This is a genomic window from Listeria ivanovii subsp. ivanovii (genome assembly GCF_900187025.1).
GTDB classification, from domain to species: Bacteria; Bacillota; Bacilli; order Lactobacillales; family Listeriaceae; genus Listeria; species Listeria ivanovii.
In genome coordinates, this window is record NZ_LT906478.1 from 2,899,083 (window position 1) to 2,919,550 (window position 20,468).

Consider the following 20,468-nt stretch of genomic DNA (forward strand, 5'->3'; position numbering starts at 1 on the left):
GAAACTCCTTTTAGAAAAATCCGCCCGCTTGAATTGGGGCGGATTTTCTATTTTAAATTAAACAGCTTTTTAAATGCGCTAATGCGTCTTTGTAAGCTTGCTCAGGATTTTCACTGCGAACTCGACATTCAAAAGTTAAAAATCCGTTATAACCATTCTTTTTCAATTGATCAAAACTTGTTTTAAAATCAAGGCTTCCGCTACCTGGTTGGTAACGATGGTTATCTGCAACATGAATGTGCCCAATCGAATCTTTATAGGTACGAAGCGCTCCCGGTATGCTGTCTTCCTCAATATTCATATGATAAAAATCAGCAATAATTTCGACATGCTTCAAGTTATTTGTATCAATATATTTCTTCGCATCACTTAGTAAATTAATCATATGATCTTGATAGCGATTAAGTGGTTCAAGATAAACTTTTGTTCCTGTTTCCTCAGCAATTTTATCTAAGTAAACGAGTGATTCACTCACGGCTTTAAAATCACCTGCTTGAGTTCGCGGTGAAACCATTGGCGGTAAGCGGTACGTAAACATTCCCCATGCAGCCGGAACAACAATTCCTTGTCCACCAACCTCTTGCAAAGCTTCAAGAATTGCCTTAATCTCTTCCAAACCATTCAACCGACGCTCTTCAATAAAGTCCCCAATCCAGCCGTCATAACCACCACAAGCTGTTGAAACTGGTAAACCTGTTTGCTTGATTGCAACTTTGACTTCTTCCAAATTTTCCACAAGCAACTTACCATCAATTTCAAAGCCTTCAAAGCCCATTTCTTTTACATAAGCAAATTTTTCTTGAATATTTTCTGGAAAAAAAGCTTGATTTTGTGTTCCTAATTTCATCATTATCGCTCCTTATAACATAATACCCATTTTAATACTTAAATCAGGGTGTCTATCAACATATTTCATGTAACTTTCTGCTGATTCTGCAAACGGTACTACTGGATCAATTAAATCATTACAATCTAAGTATCCATTCATAAGTAGTTCCCAACAAGTTTCCTCAATTCGCTTGCGGTCCCAGCGTGGGTAATCAGGGTTAGGTTCACTTGCTGCACGTGAAAAGACAATTTTGGCATTATTAAAATGCGCTTCACGACCAAGATTAAAGCCATCTGGGAAAGGTTTCGCAAAAGCGACATAGGAAATCGTTCCACCATAAGCAATCCCGCGAAGTGCTGCTTGAAGTGCCGCCGAATTACCACTTGTTTCGATAATAGAATCGGCACCAAGTTTACCAGTAAGTCGTTTCACTTCTAAACCAACATCCGTATTAATCGGATCAAAAGTAGCGTCTGCACCGTGTTTCTCTGCAATTTCACGACGATGGCGAAGTGGATCTACACCAATAACAATACTTGCTCCAGCTTTTTTCGCTAATTGAATCGCAATTTGCCCGATTGCACCAAGACCAACTACTACAACATAATCACCCGCACGAACATGCGCATCACGTACACCACTCATTGCAAATTGAGCCGGGTCATAACAAACTGCATTTTTCCAATTCGCTCCTTTTGGCAACTTACGTAGTTTGTAGTTATCGACAGCCTTTACAATTACTGTTTCCATAATCGGTCCATACGAACAAACAATATCACCAAGCTCATATTCCATCACTTTGCTACCAAGTTCCGTGATTTCACCAACAACCATATTACCGAGCTGGAACTCGCCAAAGACAATGCCTCGCGCGCTATTTGTTTCACGTGAAACAAATAGATTCCATTCTGGTGAAAATTCTTCATCAATAAAAGGGCTAATTCCGCGGAAATCCACCACTTCTGTTCCGTGTTTAGGAGAGGCAAATTGCACTTTAATTTTCACTTCATCTTCTAAAACTTCCCGGTCAAAATACTCTACTAACTCCGCCACGCGCGGTGCAGTTGCAACTAGTTTTTTCATTTAAATAACTTCCTTTCTTATCCTTTAACTCCGCCGTCAGTTAAGTTTCCTTTAATAAATCGTTCCGAAATGGCGTACATAATAACAACTGGTAGCGCCGTAACAAGCGATGCCGCCATCATTCGACCCCAAATGTAATCCGGTGTACTAAAGAGTGTATTTAGCCCAATTGGTAACGTGAATTTCTCTGAGCTTGATAAGAATATCGAAGCAAACAGATAATCATTCCAAGCAACCATAAAGCAATACACAAATACCGATACAATACCCGAAATCGCTAGTGGTACTATAATACGTAAAATAATCTGGAATCGGTTCAGTCCGTCCATCATCGCTGCTTCTTCTATATCAGATGGAATAGTATCAAAATAACTTTTCAGCATAAATACCGCTGTTGGTAAAGTTTGGACAACCATCGTGATAATTAAAGCTGTTTCCGTATCATATAATCCCAAACTCGAAATAATTTTAAACAACGGAACGATTAACAAGATTCCCGAGAACATATAAACCGTGTAAAAACTTGCATTTATCGTCATCCGCCCTTTAAAGCGTAATTTCGAAAGTGCATATGCCCCTAAAATCCCCAAAACAACCGCAATTCCAGCTGCAAAAATAGAAACCATCAAACTATTTTTAAAGTATGTCACAAACGGAAAAATATCTGGGTTGAAAATATCTATATAATACTGAAAAGTGAAATCCTTTGGAAAAAATGTTGGATTTGTAGAAATGGCTTCTTTGCTGCTTTTAAAAGAAGTCATTAACATAATCGCAAATGGAAACAAGGTAATACATAAAAATGCAACCATCGTCACATAAAAAGCGATTTTCTTTGTTCTTTTTGACTTTTTACTACTTACTGCCATTCAAATCCACCCGCTTTCTTGCAAAAATAATCACTACAAAAATAATGACAAATAATATTACAGAAATCGCTGCTGCTTTTCCTAAATCATTGAATGCGAATGCTGTTTTATATAAATAAACTCCAAGGATATTTACTTTATTCGTGAGTAAGTATACATCGGTAAACATATAGAACATCCAAATCGCCCGAAGCGTAATAACTGTTGCTAAAACCGGCATAATTGCTGGCAAAGTAACAATTTTGAATTTATCCCAAATGTTAGCTCCGTCCATATCTGCTGCCTCATAAAGTGATTTATCGACCGTTTGCAAAATCGCCAAAAACGAAATAAATGCATACGGGAAATAACGCCATATCGCAAAAAATGTTACTAAAAAGAAACTAGAAGCTGGATTATCAAACCATAGTGGCGCTTCTTTAAACAGATGAAGCACGTCCACTGTCATAAAATTAATTACGCCATAACCATTATTAAACATGTATTTCCAGGCAAAAATAAGGGAAATTGACGGCGTTACATACGATAAAATAATGAGTGAGCGAGCCGTTTTTCTAAACCTAAATTCACGGTTAAAGAATATTGCCACAAGTAGCCCCATCCCAGTGCTTCCGATTACCACAAGCGCTGTATAAGCCACTGTAAGCCCTAAAGATTTATAAAACTCAGGATCCTTCAAAATATCTATATAATTTTGTAATCCTACAAAGATTGATTTAATATTCGGATTAAGTGGCATATCTAAAAAACTAATCTGGATATTAGAAATCATCGGATATAAAACAAGTGCTGCCAGTAAAACAAAACTCGGTGCAAGTAAAATCATTGCTAACTTAAAATCTGACCTTTTATATACTTTCGTTTTCATAATGCCTCCTTAAATCAAAAAGCGACGTCCTAAACTGTAAAAAACGGGGAGACGTGTATCCCCCCGCTATTTTATTAATTACCTTCTTCGGCTTTTTTCTGCGCTGCCTTTAAATCATCTGAAACATCGCCGCCACCAACAGTTACATTATTAACCATTTGGGCAATAATTCCTGAACTAGTAATATCTCCCATTTTCGTGAAGTTTTTACCATCCACAAGTCCGAAAACTTGGATATCATTGAAAGAAGCTGCAATTTCATTCGGAAGATCTCCAAATGATTTGATTACTTCATTTTCTTTGTATGCTTTTTGCTCTACTACTTCTTTATTTACCGGTTGAGCACCGCCTGGAGACATAAGTACCCATGTTGCCATATTTTCAGGTGCGGATAAGTACTCAACAAATTTTTTCGTCGCTTTCTTTTGCTCATCATCTAAACCGGCAGAAATAGTTAAACCAGAAACGGTACCATAAACTGCTTTTTCTTTTTCTTCTGGAATCGCAAATCCGATATTAGACGGATCACCTTCTTCATAAACAGATGGAAGAATATACGTAGAGTACATCGCCATTGGAACAGTTCCATTCATAAATGCATCCTTGATTTCCGTTACATCATTAGAACCCGGCATAGTGTAAGCAGAAAGATCTTTGTAGTACTGTAAAGCTTCTTTCATTTCTTGTGTATCAATGGTGATATTGCCTTTTTCATCTAGAACATTAGCTTTGTTAGAAAGAGCAAACTGTGAAAATGCTTGTTCACTCATCGTACTTTCAGCTGTTGGGATCGCAATACCGTATTTTTTATCTGCTTTGTTCGTGAATTTTTTCGCAATTTTTTCAACATCAGCCCAGTTTTTAGGTTCTTCAAAGCCAGCATCACTTAGCGCTTTTTTGTTATACCAAATCCCTTGAATCCAGCCGCTTAACGGTGCAGCAATATAGCTCTTCCCATCTTCAGAGCGAACTAGATTAGTAGCTCCTTCATAGTAATTATCTTCCCCAACCGAATTGATAACATCTTTTACCGCATCTTGATCAATTAGTTCATCTTTATCCATTACTTTGGCAAAATCTTGACTAACTTCCATGACTTCAGGAAGCTCACCAGAACGAGCAAGCGTTACTACTTTTGTATTAAAAGCATCTTCCTCAACCGGAATTTGTTTTACTTTAATTTTTGGATTTTCTTTTTCAAAATCAGCAATTAATTTTTTAATAACATCTAAACGTTCTTTTTCAACGGATGAATGCATAAATTCAATCGTTACTTCTCCACCACTACCGCTAGAACTCTTCCCTCCACATGCAGCTAATACCGCACTTAGAACCAATACAACAACAAGTAATCCAAGACCTTTTTTCTTCATTTTTGTTCCTCCCTGTAATTTTTGGTTTTTAGCCAGCAGAATTCATAGCCACTAAGTGTTATGGAATCGCTCCCAGTTATAGTGGAGTTCGTATAAATATTTGTATAAATGCCGCTGTCTATTGAGTAATCTACTTCTTTTTCTGATAAATTATGAATCAATATAAGTGATTCTGCGCCGGAAAATCGTTTGATAACAAATAATTCCGCCGGAGAATCGATAACTTCCATCTGTATTTCTGGATGGAAAAGTGATTCCGATTTTCGTACGTTAATCAGTTTTGTTAACGCTTCATAAGTTGCATTTCGTAGTGACCCTTTATCTTCTATTTCAGCTGTAATTTCTGTTAAATTATATTTTTTTCGGTTAATAGAGCGATTTTGACCAGTTTTTGCAACACCGGCAACATCATTTCTACTCCCTAAAATGCTTTGAATATATACAGCTGGAACACCAGGAATCGACAGCAGTACTGCATGAGCTACTACAAAGCGGTGTAATCTAGCTAAATCGCTATCCGTTTGTTTACTAAGCGCATCCATATAAGTCACATTAATTTCATAAGGACTTTTAGAACCATCTGGGTTTTTCTTATAGGAAACAAGAGCTCCTTCTCGCTCAAGCTCATTCACTAATGCCAAAATCTCTGCTTCTGGGATAATTCCACGAACTGGATTTAAACCGATACCATCATGAGAAGCAAGGAAGTTAAAGAAAGTTCGCTTACCCTCTGGCAACTCAAGATTCCGCGCCCAATCACTTAGAAAAGCTGCATTACCATGATGAATTGCGTGTAATACGAGCGGTGGAAGCGGGAATTGGTATACCATATGTGCTTCTTTTTCACCGTTTCCAAAGTAGCTAATATTATCCACATGCGGCACATTGGTTTCCGTAACAATAATCGTTCCTGGAGCCGACATATCCACTAAATCTCTAAATAATTTTACAATTTCATGTGTTTCCTCTAAATGAATCGAGCTAGTTCCAGGCACTTTCCACATAAAGCCCACTGCATCGAGTCGTACATATTCCGCCCCTTGTTCCAAATAAAATAGCAGGACATCCACCATCCTATAAAGCACTTCCGGATTCGCGAAATTTAAATCAATTTGATCATCACTAAAAGTCGTCCAAATATACTTTTCTTCTCCTGAAGTAAACTTAAATGGTGTAAGCACAGGAGTCGCACGTGGCCTAGTTACTGAACTAAGGTCTGTATTCCGAGCCATTTCCACAAAGAAATTTGCAAATTCTGGATCTCCCGCCAAATATCGCTGAAACCAATCACTTTTTGCTGACATATGATTACAAACAAAATCAAACATCAACCGTGCCGATTTTTCCATTTCATGAATATCCGACCAGTCACCAAGTTCCGGATTTACCTGCTTATAATCAATCACAGAAAATCCATCATCCGACGAATACGGATAAAACGGTAAAAAATGAACTAATTCAAAAACTGATTTTAAATAACCATCGTACATTTTCTTAAAACTTGTTAACCTTTTTTCTGCTTCTTCTTGAAACTGGTCCCCATATGTAATTAAAACAATATCTTTCTCATCCCACTTACTCTTACGTGTTAATTTTTGCTGTTTCGTTTCATTTACTCGCGCTTCGATTCTTGCTGCTAAACTGTTTACCACATCTTCCGGATATAATCGCGAAAGTCGTTTTCTTAAATTTGTCATCATCTACCTCCTAACCGGGAGCGCTCCCACAAAAAGAATTATAGTATGGAAAGCGCTTTCTGTCAAACACAATTTTAAAATATTTTTTAATATGTTGGTATAGAAGTGTTTTGATAGAGCTCTAACCTCTAGTTGGACATTTTCTTAAAAATTGAGTAAGATAAACAAGGATGATAATGACCGGAACCGATACCGGAACCATATATATGAGAAAGGAAGATTATCTTGGCAGCTACCATTTACGATATAGCAAAACATGCGGGAGTTTCAAAATCTACGGTATCTAGAGTATTAAATAATCAAGCTAACATCTCCAAAGAAGCACGACAAAAAGTATTAGAAGCAATTGATGAACTCAACTACCAACCAAGTAAACTAGCACGTGCTCTAACTTCATCTGGATTTGATGCCATTATGGTTATTTCCAATCGTTCTACTACAACGACTACTGGGAATCCTTTCTTTTCAGAAATAATTCAATCCATTTCCACTCAATCTGAGTTGGAAAATTTCGATTTAATTCTTCAAACTGCCAAAAACAGTGAAGATGAACTGAAAAAATGTCTTTCCAAAATCCAAGAAAAAATGATTAAAGGTATCATTATGCTTAGTTCCCCAGCTGATGAAGATTTTTTTCACCAATTAGATCCATATAATATCCCCATCGTGGTCACAGGAAAAGTAGAGGGTAGCTATAAAAATATTTATTCTGTCGATACGGATAATTTTGGTGACAGCTATGCTCTTACAAAACATTTAATTAATCAAGGTCATAAAAAAATTGCTTGTATTCACGCACCACTCGACTATCACGTCTCCATCGATCGTCTCGCTGGTTTTCGCAGTTGTCTTTTTGATCATCAATTAGACCTTCGTAATGATTGGATTATTGATAGTGGCTATAGCATTGAAGATAGCTACAGCGCCGCACTACGCTTAATGGAAGGCCCAGATAAGCCTACCGCTGTTTTTGCAACAGATGATTTAAAAGTACTAAGTATTTACAAAATGGCTGCCGATAAAGGCTTACAAATCCCTGCAAATCTCTCTGTTATCGGTTATAATGATAAAGTAGCGTCATCTTTCCTATCGCCACCACTTACATCAATTGATATCCCGATAAATAAACTAGGAAAAAAGGCAACTACCTTATTATTCCGTCTTATTCATCAAGATAAAAATGTACCAAAAACAACCATTATTAAAACCGAAATGATTGAACGTGAATCCATTCAGAAAATAAACAGCTAATCTTATTTTCTGAATTTACTTAGGTCCTGTAGCTCAGTTGGGAGAGTATCACCTTGACATGGTGGGGGTCGCTGGTTCGAGACCAGTCGGGACCATTTAATAGCAAAAAGCCCGTATGATAAAAATGCATTTATCATACGGGCTTTTTTTATTTAAATAACTTACCAATTTTCTTAAACAAACCATCCTCAATAATATCAATACCAATACCCCAGTTACTATCAAGAATTTCTTTATTCGCTTTCACATAGTCTTTCAAATCTTTTCCTGAAATGGTGAGGTTGTGATATGGTTTATACTCCAAATAAGTAGAAGCACCATTTTTCATCACTTTCTTCGTGACACGATGTTGTAGATACTTAGAATTAATATTACATTCTTGTCGTGTATACGAATCTTGTTGATCAATAGACTTATCTGTCGTCAAATGAATCTCCATTTTAATGACGTTACGATCAACCCAGTACGGGAAATCCTTATGGAAATGTTTTTCAGCCGCATCATCAATGAAGTTTCCCCAATTCCAGAAATGTAAATAGCGCTTTTTATTTTCTACAATATAAGGATCAGAAATAGTCGCCTTATATATGATTGAAAGTTCATTTAGTTCCTTATTATCTTCCACTATTTTAATCGACTCGTCGCTAAAATATTTATCAATCTCATTTTCTTCATATTTTTTGTACAATGTCATATTGCTATAAGTGGCATAATTGTAGCGATTGATAATATCTTTAATCGAGTCATTTTTGAACATTTCGCGTGAGCCATTAGCCATTTTGCCGCGTAACTTTCTTTCAAAAGTAATATACCCTTTGTTTTCTTTGACATCACATCGAGCAATTTCTTCCACTGATGGCACTTGATCTTGAAACGGCTCTTGTTTTTGTAATTCCGTACCTTCTTTAATTTCTAAATAATACATAAAGCTATTTTTCTGGCGGTTTTCTAAAAATCCTTGGTCATTGTTGATAGTCGCATCCACAAAATAAACTTGATTTTCATAATTTATTTTTAAAATCGCATGATTAAAATTGAAAGGGGACGGCGCATAGACAGGTAAAAAGATATCTCGATCATAACTAACTAAAATGAACTCCGAGTCCACTCCAAGATAATCTAATAGTACTTTTAGTAGAAGTGTTTTTGCCTTACAATCACCTTGTTTCGTGTTGTAAGTAACTTCAGCAGGTTGAGGCTCATGCCCATCCATCTCAGATTCATTGTATAAATAGTAAACTTCCTTTTGAACAAAATCGATAGCATGTCTGATTTTATGTTGCAACGAAGATAATTCATCTAATTCTGAAATGAAATCGGCCGCAAAGTCAGTCACATCCACTTGATAGAACTTTTGATATAAATCACTAATAGTTTTTGTTATTTCTGGATAAGTTTTTTGTGTTGTAAAATCAATAAATGGCGCAAGTTCTAATTCATTTGGATTTTTCCCAATATAAGAATTTTCTTCAATGACATAAGATTTTTGATTTTCAACAAATTCTTTCTCTTTTTCTAAAATATTTCCTTCATCATCACGGAAATAATTATAATTCACTTCTAGTTTTTGTCCTGTTTCATTTTTTAACTCAAAGCGGTATTTTCCATACGCCCAGTAGGAGTTTGGATACGTATAAATCCAGCGGAAAAATTGATTACGAATGCTATCTTCCTGATACTTCAGCTCAGTTGATGTTTCAATAATGAAAATATCATTTAAATGCAAATCTCGAATTAACACAGTCACTTTCTTTTCATCGTTAAAGCTAGCTTGATTTTCATCGCGTACATAATCTAATACTTTCACATTTATATCATTTAGTTTATCGATTACTTTCCCATCACGAACAACAGATAAAGTATGAATATAAAGCACTTCATCTTCCGCTAAAATAAAATTAGATTTTGCTGCCGAATTTAACATATTAGGGTCATTTAAAGTATATGCCATTGATGTGTAGCTTTTACGCGAATTAGGTTTTGCTGTTTCCACCATCTTGCACCAAAAACAATAATCTCGTTCTTGTGCTATTTGAGCTTGATAAAAATCCGTTTGTTGCGTCTCTAGCCAAGCATCGATATTTTCTTGTTTTGTTTCAGCAGAACTTATTTCAGGATCTAAAAAATAATATTCTTTTGTCATTATATATTCTCCTCGGATAGTTTTTTATAGTCTTTAATATTCTAACAATAACTAAATAAAATAAATAGGACAATATTATATTTATTACACTTTTTTTATTTATGTACACTTTTTAGTAAAAATTTCGACATAATTAGGAGGACTAAAAGTGTTTATTTGATTTGCAATACTATGATAATGCTTTTGGTCACGCTAATTTTTCAAATAAAACATTCTATTTTTCTATCATAAATTCGCTCGCCTTCCATTTGCTGCGAGCGTTCTAGTACGCCAACTTGACAAGGATTTAAAAAGCTTGTTTTTTGATAAAAGAGGAGGATTATAATCTGGATTATTACGATTTCAAATTAAATTTCTATAATCGTTCAAATTTTGTTCACAATAAAACTAAATAACACATCTCTTTATGAAAATTGTTTAATTTTGACAGCTAAAAACGGGTTATTATAAAAGTATTAGTTAAAAAATGAAGGAGTGAAAAAATGATTAGAAAAATTCTCGCAAGTATATTAGCCATTTCAATCATAGCGCAAACAGTAATGCTACCCACTTATATAATAGCGAATGCACTAAATACTGAAATTCAACAAACAACTATTCAAATGCTAACAAATCCTGACTTAAATAATAATGAGATAATAATCCATGGTATGGAGAAAGAGAAAGAGTATAAGCTAATATTACCAAAGCCTCTCCAATTAGATACACAGAAAGTAGATAAAAATATTGCTTACAATAAATCCAAAAATGAAGTAATAATTACAGGCACTGGCAGCAGTGTTTCCCTATTCTTGATTGCATCCAAAGAAGGGAGCTACCAGCTAGAACTCAAAGAAGGAACTAGCGTCGAAGCAGTATTAAATTTAGTTATCAAACAATCTGGAGACATATCCTCAAGAAATAAAAATATGTTAAAAAGCAACCTGTTAAGAACTGAACCTTTAACTATGAAGGCTTCTATTCCAGACAAACTATTACTCCAAGCAGAAGCCAGCAAAGCTACTCTAAATAACTACACCGAGCAGATGACTATTAGTTACTCTATTAATTTCCTTGATAGTTCTAGCACACTAAAAGATGGTAAACTGGTCATTGATTTTAAATCTTCTGGGATGGAACCAGTCAATTATCCTAAAAATATAACTGCTAACGTCAATGTGAAATCAGCCGACTACAATGCAACTACTGGAAAACTAACCATTAATTTAGTAGATAATATCTTAAGTGGAGCACCATTTGATATTCCTATAGTTGTTCGTGCTAGTTATGATGCAGAGTCTGGGAAACCAACAGATTTAAAAGCAACTCTTTCAGGCAGTAAAAATACAGATGAAACTTATGCACCAGTTGAAAAAGCTATAACAGTCACGTTAGTCAAAGATAGTTCTATTAATGAATATGAACCAATTACATTAAATGATAATAGTTGGGACTTTTCTTCTACTAAAAATATATACTTTTTGAGTATGGAAGGCGGGTACAATATTACATGGCCAACGCTTGTCAAAAAAAGTATTGGAAATAAGAGCTTTAAAAATTTGAGATTAGAGTATCTTAAAGAAAATGGAGCAGGCACTTTCACTGTTAGAATGGCTGATCTTAGTATTGCTAAACCAGGTGAATCGTTTTGGTCTTCGCTTAGTTCTATCAATGGTAAATCAAATCAAACCATTAATACTACAGAAAAACAAGTGGTTGAATTTGGACCAGTTAATGCAAATATATATAATCAGATACAATTAACAGTATCCTCAACCATTCCTAAAAATGCAGTCCCAGGAACTATTTATACAGGGAAAGTAAATGTATATGATGAAAATATTTTGATTAGTACCCTCAATTTAAATTCTGAAGTAGCTGCTGCAAAAACAGATATACGCGTAGATACTGAAGTGTCTAAAACAAGTATTTCAGAAAACGACATTATCGAATGGGCTTTTACACCCAGAATATCCTCAGCAATAACTGGAATTAATGATTTGCAGATTGTAGCGCCTATTCCAGAAGGGCTCGAAACATTATCGTTCACTCCGAATGATAATATGTTAAGTTTAATTAAAAAATTAGAGTACTATCAAAATAATGAATGGCACACGTTGACGTCCAATACTAGTAACGGATGGGATTTAACAAAGATTAATGGACAAGCCAGCTATCGAATTGAAAAATTACGAATTACTTATAAAGACAATATTGTAGATATAAAAGATTTTCCATCTCATTCACCAGGAATCATTAAATTACACAATACAGGTATAAAAGCAGGAGATTCATTTATACTACAACCAGAATCTATTACCTATACTGACTTTGACCAAACAAACCAAAGTATTGATACAACCACAAATTCATTTAAAGAGATAATCCAAATAGTGAATACTCCACCAGATCCCCCAAAAATAAATGGAATGGTTTTCTTTCCGTCAGTTGTAACTAGTTATGGAGAAGGATTTAATAACACCATCTTTTTTAACGGAGATACAATTGCCCAATCTGTTCGTTTAGCTTCTTATGCTAATGAGTTAAAGAACCCATATATCTTCGTTGTTGTACCAAAGGGAATAAGCGTTACAACAATAAGAAACTATATTCAACAACCTTATAATGGTTTGCTTGGTTATACGTACGCTCCAAGTTCTGGGATTAACGCTATCTATCCAAAATCCTCCGCAGATATCAGCGGGGAAGAAACATTAGCTGATGGCTCCACCTTATTATATTGGGAAGCACCAGACACCAGTTTATCACCAGGTATCAAAAATTGTGAGATGTTAACACTGGATTTAATGTTTAAATTGGATAAAGTGAACAGCGGTGAAAACCGTGTGGAATTTGGAATGGGCTCGATGACAGAATCCGATTGGAATATAGAAGGAACTGGAAATACAGGACTAGTAACTAAAACACTATCAAGCGAACTCCAAGCTAAATTACCCGGAGTTTCATCTAGCAAATACCTTTCTACGACGATGACAGCTAATGTAGGTATTTCTAACAGTATAGCAACCACAATGAAAATCAAAGGTAGCCAAGATGAAGAACTTGTAAATGTAAATTCTAAAACTGCCACTACCATTCCAGGAAAAAAAGTGGCGTATAATCTTGAATTTAAAAATAACGGCACTAAAAGTATGAATAATTTAGAGATTATTGATATCCTCCCTTTTGTTGGTGATCAATACGTCCTTGGAACAGGAAATCGAGGTTCCGAATTCTCGGTTATCCCAACTAGTGAAATTGAAGTACTTGTCAATGGAAAGAAAAGTGATACAGCGACTGTAGAGTATTCTACCAGCACTACCCCAACACGTTTTGATATAAATGGAGAAGATGTTCCAGGGGCTACTTGGCAAATGACAGCCCCAACTAATATGTCAACCGTGAAAAGCTTTCGAATCAAATTGCCCAACACAGAATTTAAAGTAGGAGATCAAATTGTCCTCAACTTCGAAGGGATTGTACCAATAGATTCCCCACGTAATGGCGAAATTTCCTACAACTCTGTGGCTTATCGAGTAGATAAAGAAACAGCATCTGGGATAACCAAATTAGCTTCTGAACCGCCACGTGGAGGAGTGAAAAGCACTACTCCAGCAACAGATTTAAGCCTTTCTGGAAAGTCCTTTACTGATTTTAATAAAAATGGCGTCCAAGATACTAATGAAAAAGGTTTAAACTCTGTAGAATTAGACTTGTATAAAGAAAAAAATAACGAGTTTGAAAAAATAGAAACAATTTTTACATCTCCAGACTCCTCTAATCAAAATAATGGCTTATTTGATTTTAATGGTTTAGGAAATGGAAACTACAAAATTGCAGCTCATCTACCAAATAAAAATGCCGAGTTTATAACAACTGGCATAAATAAGGTCGTTGTTGATTCAAAAGATGATACCATTGGCTGGTTAACCAAAAATGGTTCAACCGAATTTGCTATTGATGATTTAGCGAATGGAAATTTGAAATCCATTACAAATATTCAACTACCAATCTATATGCCTACTCCTGTACAAGGTGCAGTTATTTTCATGAATAAAGATGGGGAGCGAAAAATCACTTATTACGGCGAAGGATATCAAGTGACTTTGTTAGACGAAGATGACAAAGAAGTTAAATCAGCTGTTACAGCGAATAATAAAGGGATATTTTCCTTTAGTGATGTTATTATTCAAAACCCAGTCAATTATAAACTAAAAGTTACCGCTCCCTCGAAGACTGAATTTGTGTATGCCCCACAAAACACCTTATTTAATAGTACTACTGGTGAATATGAGTTAAACAACCTAACACCTGATGTAGGTAGTATATCCGAAATTTACATTACAGATACAGGGCTACCAAGTACGGTAATCAAGCTAGACCGAGCTATTACACCTGAAGCCATTACTATCGATTCGAAAGATGCAGCAACACAAGTGACGAACAAATGGACGATAGAAGATAGCAACAACAAGTTAATCTATTCTGGCACAGGAAAAACTATTCGTATTCCTAATGATGAAGGAACTTATACTGCCAAAAATACCGTAACTGATGAAGCTGGTAATACAGCCTCCGATGAAAAAACATTTGATATTGATAATTCGGCACCTGTCCTTTCTGTGAATCAAGACGCTTCTATGGAGGTAAATAGCACCGCAACCAATATTAATTGGGTCAATCCTTTAATTATAAGCGCAACCGACGCACACGATGGCAACCTTACACCAACGATTGATTACAGCCAAGTCTTGTGGAACGAATTAGGAACTTATCCAGTGAAGGTAACTGCAACAGATACCTCTGATAATAAAGTAACAGAGACTTTTAATGTAAAAGTAGTTGATACCATCGCACCCAATTTAATCGTAACAAATAATACATTAAACTACACAGTTGAAAGTATGCGGATGTTAACTGAACAAGATTTATTCACAGCAGCTGGTCTTGTTGGCATTGATAATTATGACTTAGTACCTGGTCAAACACCACAACTAAACAAATTACCAATGATCTTCACGAGTGATTTTAGTACAGTTTTTAATGATATTTCAAAAGTGAAAAAAGGCCAGTATCAAGTTCAAGTAAACCTTGTAGATTCTAGTAACAATCAAGCAATACCACAATCAATTTCTATTATCGTAAAAGATACAAAAGCTCCAGTAATCATAGCGGATGATGTGATATACCATGTAAATTCGAGTAAAACCGAAACTGATTTCTTACAGGATTCCAACATCAAAACGACCGATAATAATGATGAAACCGATGATTTAAAAATAACTACCAATTTTACTTCAAAAGTAGATTTAACAAAACCAGGAAAATATGAAGTTACAGTTCAAGCAGTAGATACTTCAAGTAACACAACAACTAAGACAATCCAAGTCCAAGTAGCAAAAGATAAACCAGTTATCTCTGCAGATAAGAAGATTAGTTATCAAGGAAAAACTTCTGTAACCGAAACTGATTTCCTAGCAGATATTCAGGCAGAAGTAACAGATGAATTAGACGGAAATATTGCTATTAAAAGTGACTTTACGGAAAAAGTTAATTTAAACAAAGTTGGCAAATATGAAGTTACTTTAAACTCTGAAGATTCGTATGGAAATAAAGCTAATCCTGTAATAATCGAAGTAACTGTATATAATCAGATTTCCCCAATATTCCAAAATGTACTCAATCAAACCATTGAAGCAACCAATAAACTACCGTCTCTATCCACTATTTTTAATATTAAATCAATAGATTATATGACTGGAGCGAAAATAAAGGTTACGTATACCTCAGAGCAACCTATTAAAGGAAATGTTCCAGGTAAATATTCTGTTAAAGTAACAACAAAAGATACAGCCGGAAACACAGCAGAAACAACCGTTACATTAACAATTGTCGACACAACGCTTCCAGTATTAATCATAAATAAAGAAAAAATAAGTTATACAAAAGGAAAAACTATTTCAGAAAAACAATTATTTCAAGATATTGGAGTGAGTGCTGTAGATAATAATGGCACAGTAGAAGTCACATCCAACATAGCTAAAGTTGTGAATTGGAATAAAGTAGGCGACTATAAATTGACAATCACAGCTACTGATTCATCTGGAAATATTACCAAAAACACCATTATACTAACTATAAAAGATAGCGAAAAATCGCTCCATATCGTACCAAGTAACCAAAAAAATGGTAATCAAACTCCCTCTCCTGCAAAGGAAAAAAACATGCCAAAAACAGGAGATGATTGGAATACTGAGTTTATTCTAATCGGTGTAATGCTTCTTTTAACAGGAATTTGGTTATTCTGTAGAAAAGATACAAAGACAAAATAATACAAAAAAGTGGAGATACTGGTGTTTTGAAATAACACCAATTATCCCCACTTTTTTATTTTAAAAATATTCAACTGCTTTTCTTCATAAACGTAGCCAACACTATTGGATATAAATAAAATTATCTAGCAATTTTATCAAAAAATATTGATCACTAGCCTTTTAATTGAGTTGATTATAGATTTAGCAAATCCTATTTTAAATCAAATGAAGTTAGGCTTGAAAAATGGGACACTAAAATTTTTAATAGTATGCCCTTAGAATGTTTCACGTGAAACATTCTATTTATAAACAACCTCAAATTCCTCGCAAACTACCAGAACCTCTTCATTAAACTCAATTCCAAGTTCAACTGACTCTTTTGTAAAAAAGGAAGTATGTACTTTTCGCCAATAAACAAGCGTTCTATTCCCTTCCCCTTCTAAATAAGCAAACCTCTCAGGAACTTCATTAAACGGCATAATCGTTACTTCAACAAGTTTAATTATCCCCATCGCTTCTTCTTCGCCATCTAAAATGACAACATATGAACCAACAGAAGGCATTACTTCTCCGCCCTGGTCATACCAATAAAATAAACTACTAGTACCTGTCTTCGTGCCATCCATTACAATTCCACCAAGTTCATTTGCCATTTCAGCAGAGTCTCCAAATGCCCATGCTTCAAACTTAGTTGGAGCATCTTGATTTTCTGTTCGATAGTTTTGCCACATTTTATTTACTGAATCTTTGTAATTCGTCACTTAAGTCTCCTCCTAAAAAAAGACTGAGGCTCCTAAAAACCTCAGTCTAAAACTCTATTTTCTCACTGGTTTAATTACGATATAACGATAAGGATCGCGACCTTCAGAATGCGTTTCAATTTTTTCATTCTCACTTAAAATAGCATGAATGATTTTTCTTTCAAAAGAAGGCATTGGTTCTAAATGGACAGCACGCTTTGTTTTAACAGCTTTATCAGCCATTTTGTTAGCTAGAAGTACTAATGTTTCATGACGACGTTCTCGGTAATCACCAACGTTAACAATAATATTTTTGTATTGACTTGTAGTTTTATTAGCAATTAGTTGGGTTAAATACTGAAGTGCATTAAGCGTTTGACCGTGTTTTCCAATCAACATACCTAAGCTTTCACCTTTAATTTGTAACTTCACATCTTTGCCAACTTCTTCCACATCAATGGTAATTTCTGCACCCATTTTTGTCGCAACATCTAAAAGATAATCAATTGCTACTTGAGTACCATCTTCTTTTTCAATTACTTTCACCATGGCTAATCTGGAACCAATTCCGAAAATACCTTTTTTACCTTCATCAAGAATCTCCACTTCCACTTTATCACGTGTCGTTTCTAAACTAGTAAGGGCATTTTGGATGGCTTCTTCAACTGTTGAACCTTGCGCAGTTAAATCTCTCACTTTCTTTTCTTACCTCCTTTTTTGGAAGCTTTCATGTTCGCTGCTTTTTTCTTCAAACGATCTTCTTCCACTTGAGCAGCAGCCAGTGCCTCCTGTTCGCGTTTGTTTTTAAAAGGATTGTTAATTAAAAGTGTTTGGAATACGGTGAACACGTTACCGATAATCCAGTAAAGAGCTAGTGCTGATGGTAATGTAATCCCCATAAATAAAATCATCACTGGCATAATATAAATAATCATTGCCATCGATTTATTTTGCTGTGTTTGTCCCATCATCGAAATTTTTGATGATAAGAATGTTGTTAAAGCTGCAACGATTGGTAGAATATAATACGGATCCGGATTCCCTAATTGCATCCATAAGAATGTATCTGTCTTAATTGCTTCAGTTCTACTAATTGCTTGGTAAAATCCTAACAAAATCGGCATTTGAATAAGTAATGGTAAACAACCCATCATTGGATTTACGCTATTTTCTTGATACAAACGCATTGTTTCTTGTTGTAATTTTTGTTTTGTTTCATTATCTTTAGACGCGTATTTCGTTTGAAGTTCTTTGATTTTTGGTTGTAAACTCGTCATAGCTTTTTGGCTCTTCAATTGTTTCACCATTAAAGGCATGATTAGTAGTCGAATTAAAATGGTAACAACGATAATTCCGACTGCATAATTTCCCCCAAATAAATCGGAAAACCAAGTAATAACCCAAGATAATGGATAAACAATATATTGACTCCAAAATCCAGTTGAATCTTTTGTAATAGGATCCGTTGAACTACCACAACCTGTAAGTACGGTCATTAATCCAATTACAAGACTTGCGATGAGCAACTTCTGTTTGAATTGCTTTTTCTTCTTCAAATTGATGTAACCTCCCATTTCGCCTTTTTCAAATTTCCACTCATTTTGAATTGTTTATTTTCTGTTTTAAAACACGTCCTACTTTTAAAACATGTATCAAACTTTTCTTTATTTCATGAAAATCCATATTGGCCGCCGGTTTTCTGGCGATGATAATATATTCATTTTCGGGATTAATCTGCCCTTCTAGCTCATGAAAAGTTTGTCTTATGTAGCGTTTAATTCTATTACGACAGACAGCGTTTCCAATTTTTTTACTAACTGACAGGCCAATTCGAAAATGATTCGTTCCTTCGTTCTTTAAAGTATAAACAACAAATTGACGGTTAGCAAAAGATTTTCCTCTTCGGAATACTTTTTGGAAATCGTCATTTTTTTTGATTCTATATTTTTTTTTCATACATTCTCCATCTTCTTACATATCATAGTATAAGGCCGTTTGACTCAGAGATTTTTCAAAAAAAAAACCACTGAGTCGTTTTCAGTGGTCTACGCAGATAAAACTTTTCTTCCTTTACGACGACGACTTGCTAAAACTCTACGTCCGTTTTTAGTGCTCATACGCGTACGGAAACCATGTACTTTTTTTCTTTTACGTTTACTTGGTTGATATGTTCTTTTCATTAATTACACCTCCCATGAAAGGGTCCAATCGAATTTATCTATTAGACAGTCTTAGATATTATACGTGAACTAGTCATTTTTGTCAATACTATTTAGACGAATTGCTATTTAGACTCCACTCACTATCATATCATATTTTTAGAGAGAGAAAAACCATTTTTCAAAATTTATTGTGTTAAATAAATATATTTTTCTCTAGTGGTGTCTGGAATCGTGATTTTCCGCCCTGAAACCTCTACTAAATATCTAGCAAACTCACCAATTTTCTCAAATTCAGCTGGATATTCAAAAACCAATTTCTTCTTAATTAAATAATTATCAACATAGTGGCTCGTTTCAGGCTGAAAAGACAATAAACATTCTATAAAACGAATTACTTTTGTGAATTTTGGAATTTCACTTTCCTCCTCTAAGTCTGTAAAGTGAAAAAACATTGTACGGATATGGTTTTTCTTAATATTTACCGCAAAAGCTTCTTTATTTATATTACTTCTCGCAAATACTGTAAAATCATTAATTTCTGCTGGTTCCCGTTTATCGTGAATTAACAAATAACCAAAAACATCTTCAATATTCTGGTTTTGGATGACACGATAAAATTCTATATCTCTTGTTTTCAAAAGACGTTGAAATATCATTTTCACAACCTCATTTTTTAATCATTATTTTCTTTTCTGTTAAATAGTTTAACACATTGTCGTAATGAAATCCTTTATCAAAAAGTGTGGATAAGTACCTGTTTTAGACTTTTTATTGTGGATAACCTTCTAATTTAGTTCAACTTTATACACAATTAGTGGGAAATTACACACAAAGGCTTGTGGATAATTAATTATAACAATTTCATTACAGTTTTCTTTACACACAAGTTATACACAAGTTAACTGGCTGTGGACAACCGTTTTTCACATCTGGACAGTTTTGTGGATAAATTTGGTAAGTCCTTGCTATCAGAGTGATTTTCTGATATTATAATTCCTGTCGAATAGAAATATAGCTGGGGGAAAATAAAGTTATCCACAATACGTTTTCACTTTGTGGATAATTTTTTAACAGCGTTTGGATAACCTTATCCACGGCTTTTTCTATCTGTGGATAACTTTAAAGCATCCATTTACATTACATACAAAGGGGGGTTACTA

General features: G+C 34.7%; 15 protein-coding genes and 1 tRNA gene. 3 read left to right on the plus strand and 13 right to left on the minus strand.

Translation table 11 applies throughout. The features are described 5' to 3' along the window. Positions 1 to 52: 52 nt before the first annotated feature. The 6 genes from CKV67_RS14485 to CKV67_RS14510 form a co-directional block, all read right to left on the minus strand. Positions 53 to 847 (minus strand): sugar phosphate isomerase/epimerase family protein, encoded by a 795-nt coding sequence (locus CKV67_RS14485; protein WP_014094013.1) that lies wholly within the window; start codon positions 845 to 847, stop codon positions 53 to 55. A gap of 12 nt (positions 848 to 859) precedes the next feature. Beyond that, positions 860 to 1,912, minus strand: coding sequence for a zinc-dependent alcohol dehydrogenase (locus CKV67_RS14490; protein ID WP_014094014.1), 1,053 nt, complete (start codon positions 1,910 to 1,912; stop codon positions 860 to 862). Positions 1,913 to 1,929: 17 nt separating this feature from the next. Beyond that, positions 1,930 to 2,781 carry a carbohydrate ABC transporter permease gene (locus CKV67_RS14495; protein WP_014094015.1) on the minus strand — a complete coding sequence of 284 codons (852 nt, stop codon included), beginning with the start codon at positions 2,779 to 2,781 and terminating at the stop codon, positions 1,930 to 1,932. Continuing rightward, the gene (locus CKV67_RS14500; RefSeq protein WP_014094016.1) at positions 2,768 to 3,649 is read right to left on the minus strand and encodes a carbohydrate ABC transporter permease; all 882 of its coding nucleotides are present in this window, start codon (positions 3,647 to 3,649) and stop codon (positions 2,768 to 2,770) included. The genes CKV67_RS14495 and CKV67_RS14500 overlap by 14 nt, the downstream gene beginning before the upstream one ends. A gap of 74 nt (positions 3,650 to 3,723) precedes the next feature. After that, positions 3,724 to 5,022 (minus strand): ABC transporter substrate-binding protein, encoded by a 1,299-nt coding sequence (locus CKV67_RS14505; protein ID WP_014094017.1) that lies wholly within the window; start codon positions 5,020 to 5,022, stop codon positions 3,724 to 3,726. Then, a complete protein-coding gene (locus CKV67_RS14510; RefSeq protein ID WP_025279670.1) occupies positions 5,019 to 6,719 on the minus strand; it encodes a sugar phosphorylase in 1,701 nt (566 codons plus the stop codon). Before CKV67_RS14510 ends, CKV67_RS14505 begins: the two co-directional genes overlap by 4 nt. A 225-nt stretch (positions 6,720 to 6,944) precedes the next feature. Between CKV67_RS14510 and CKV67_RS14520 the strand changes: the two genes are divergently transcribed. Both CKV67_RS14520 and CKV67_RS14525 read left to right on the plus strand, forming a co-directional pair. Then, the gene (locus CKV67_RS14520) at positions 6,945 to 7,970 is read left to right on the plus strand and encodes a LacI family DNA-binding transcriptional regulator (RefSeq protein ID WP_025279671.1); all 1,026 of its coding nucleotides are present in this window, start codon (positions 6,945 to 6,947) and stop codon (positions 7,968 to 7,970) included. Positions 7,971 to 7,992: 22 nt separating this feature from the next. Continuing rightward, positions 7,993 to 8,065 (plus strand) — tRNA-Val (locus CKV67_RS14525). Between the two features lie 53 nt (positions 8,066 to 8,118). Here CKV67_RS14525 and CKV67_RS14530 read toward each other — a convergent pair. After that, a complete protein-coding gene (locus CKV67_RS14530; RefSeq protein WP_014094020.1) occupies positions 8,119 to 10,113 on the minus strand; it encodes a hypothetical protein in 1,995 nt (664 codons plus the stop codon). Positions 10,114 to 10,595: 482 nt separating this feature from the next. Here CKV67_RS14530 and CKV67_RS14535 point away from each other — a divergent pair, with 482 nt between their 5' ends. After that, positions 10,596 to 16,424 (plus strand): LapB repeat-containing protein, encoded by a 5,829-nt coding sequence (locus CKV67_RS14535; protein ID WP_014094021.1) that lies wholly within the window; start codon positions 10,596 to 10,598, stop codon positions 16,422 to 16,424. 281 nt (positions 16,425 to 16,705) lie between these two features. On the opposite strand, the gene CKV67_RS14540 is transcribed toward CKV67_RS14535, so the two are convergent. The 6 genes from CKV67_RS14540 to CKV67_RS14565 form a co-directional block, all read right to left on the minus strand. Continuing rightward, the gene (locus CKV67_RS14540) at positions 16,706 to 17,167 is read right to left on the minus strand and encodes an ASCH domain-containing protein (protein ID WP_014094022.1); all 462 of its coding nucleotides are present in this window, start codon (positions 17,165 to 17,167) and stop codon (positions 16,706 to 16,708) included. A gap of 54 nt (positions 17,168 to 17,221) precedes the next feature. Further along, complete coding sequence (gene jag / locus CKV67_RS14545) at positions 17,222 to 17,842, minus strand: RNA-binding cell elongation regulator Jag/EloR (protein WP_014094023.1); 621 nt, start codon at positions 17,840 to 17,842, stop codon at positions 17,222 to 17,224. After that, entirely contained in the window at positions 17,839 to 18,702 is an 864-nt protein-coding gene (gene yidC, locus CKV67_RS14550; RefSeq protein WP_014094024.1) for a membrane protein insertase YidC, read from the minus strand. Before yidC ends, jag begins: the two co-directional genes overlap by 4 nt. 40 nt (positions 18,703 to 18,742) lie before the next feature. After that, positions 18,743 to 19,102 carry a ribonuclease P protein component gene (rnpA, locus tag CKV67_RS14555; RefSeq protein WP_014094025.1) on the minus strand — a complete coding sequence of 120 codons (360 nt, stop codon included), beginning with the start codon at positions 19,100 to 19,102 and terminating at the stop codon, positions 18,743 to 18,745. Positions 19,103 to 19,191: 89 nt separating this feature from the next. Continuing rightward, positions 19,192 to 19,326: a 50S ribosomal protein L34 gene (rpmH, locus tag CKV67_RS14560; RefSeq protein WP_003718062.1), complete on the minus strand. Its 135-nt coding sequence runs from the start codon at positions 19,324 to 19,326 to the stop codon at positions 19,192 to 19,194. Between the two features lie 167 nt (positions 19,327 to 19,493). After that, on the minus strand, positions 19,494 to 19,964 hold the full coding sequence (locus CKV67_RS14565; RefSeq protein ID WP_014094026.1) for a hypothetical protein: 471 nt from the start codon (positions 19,962 to 19,964) through the stop codon (positions 19,494 to 19,496). Between the last annotated feature and the right edge of the window lie 504 nt (positions 19,965 to 20,468).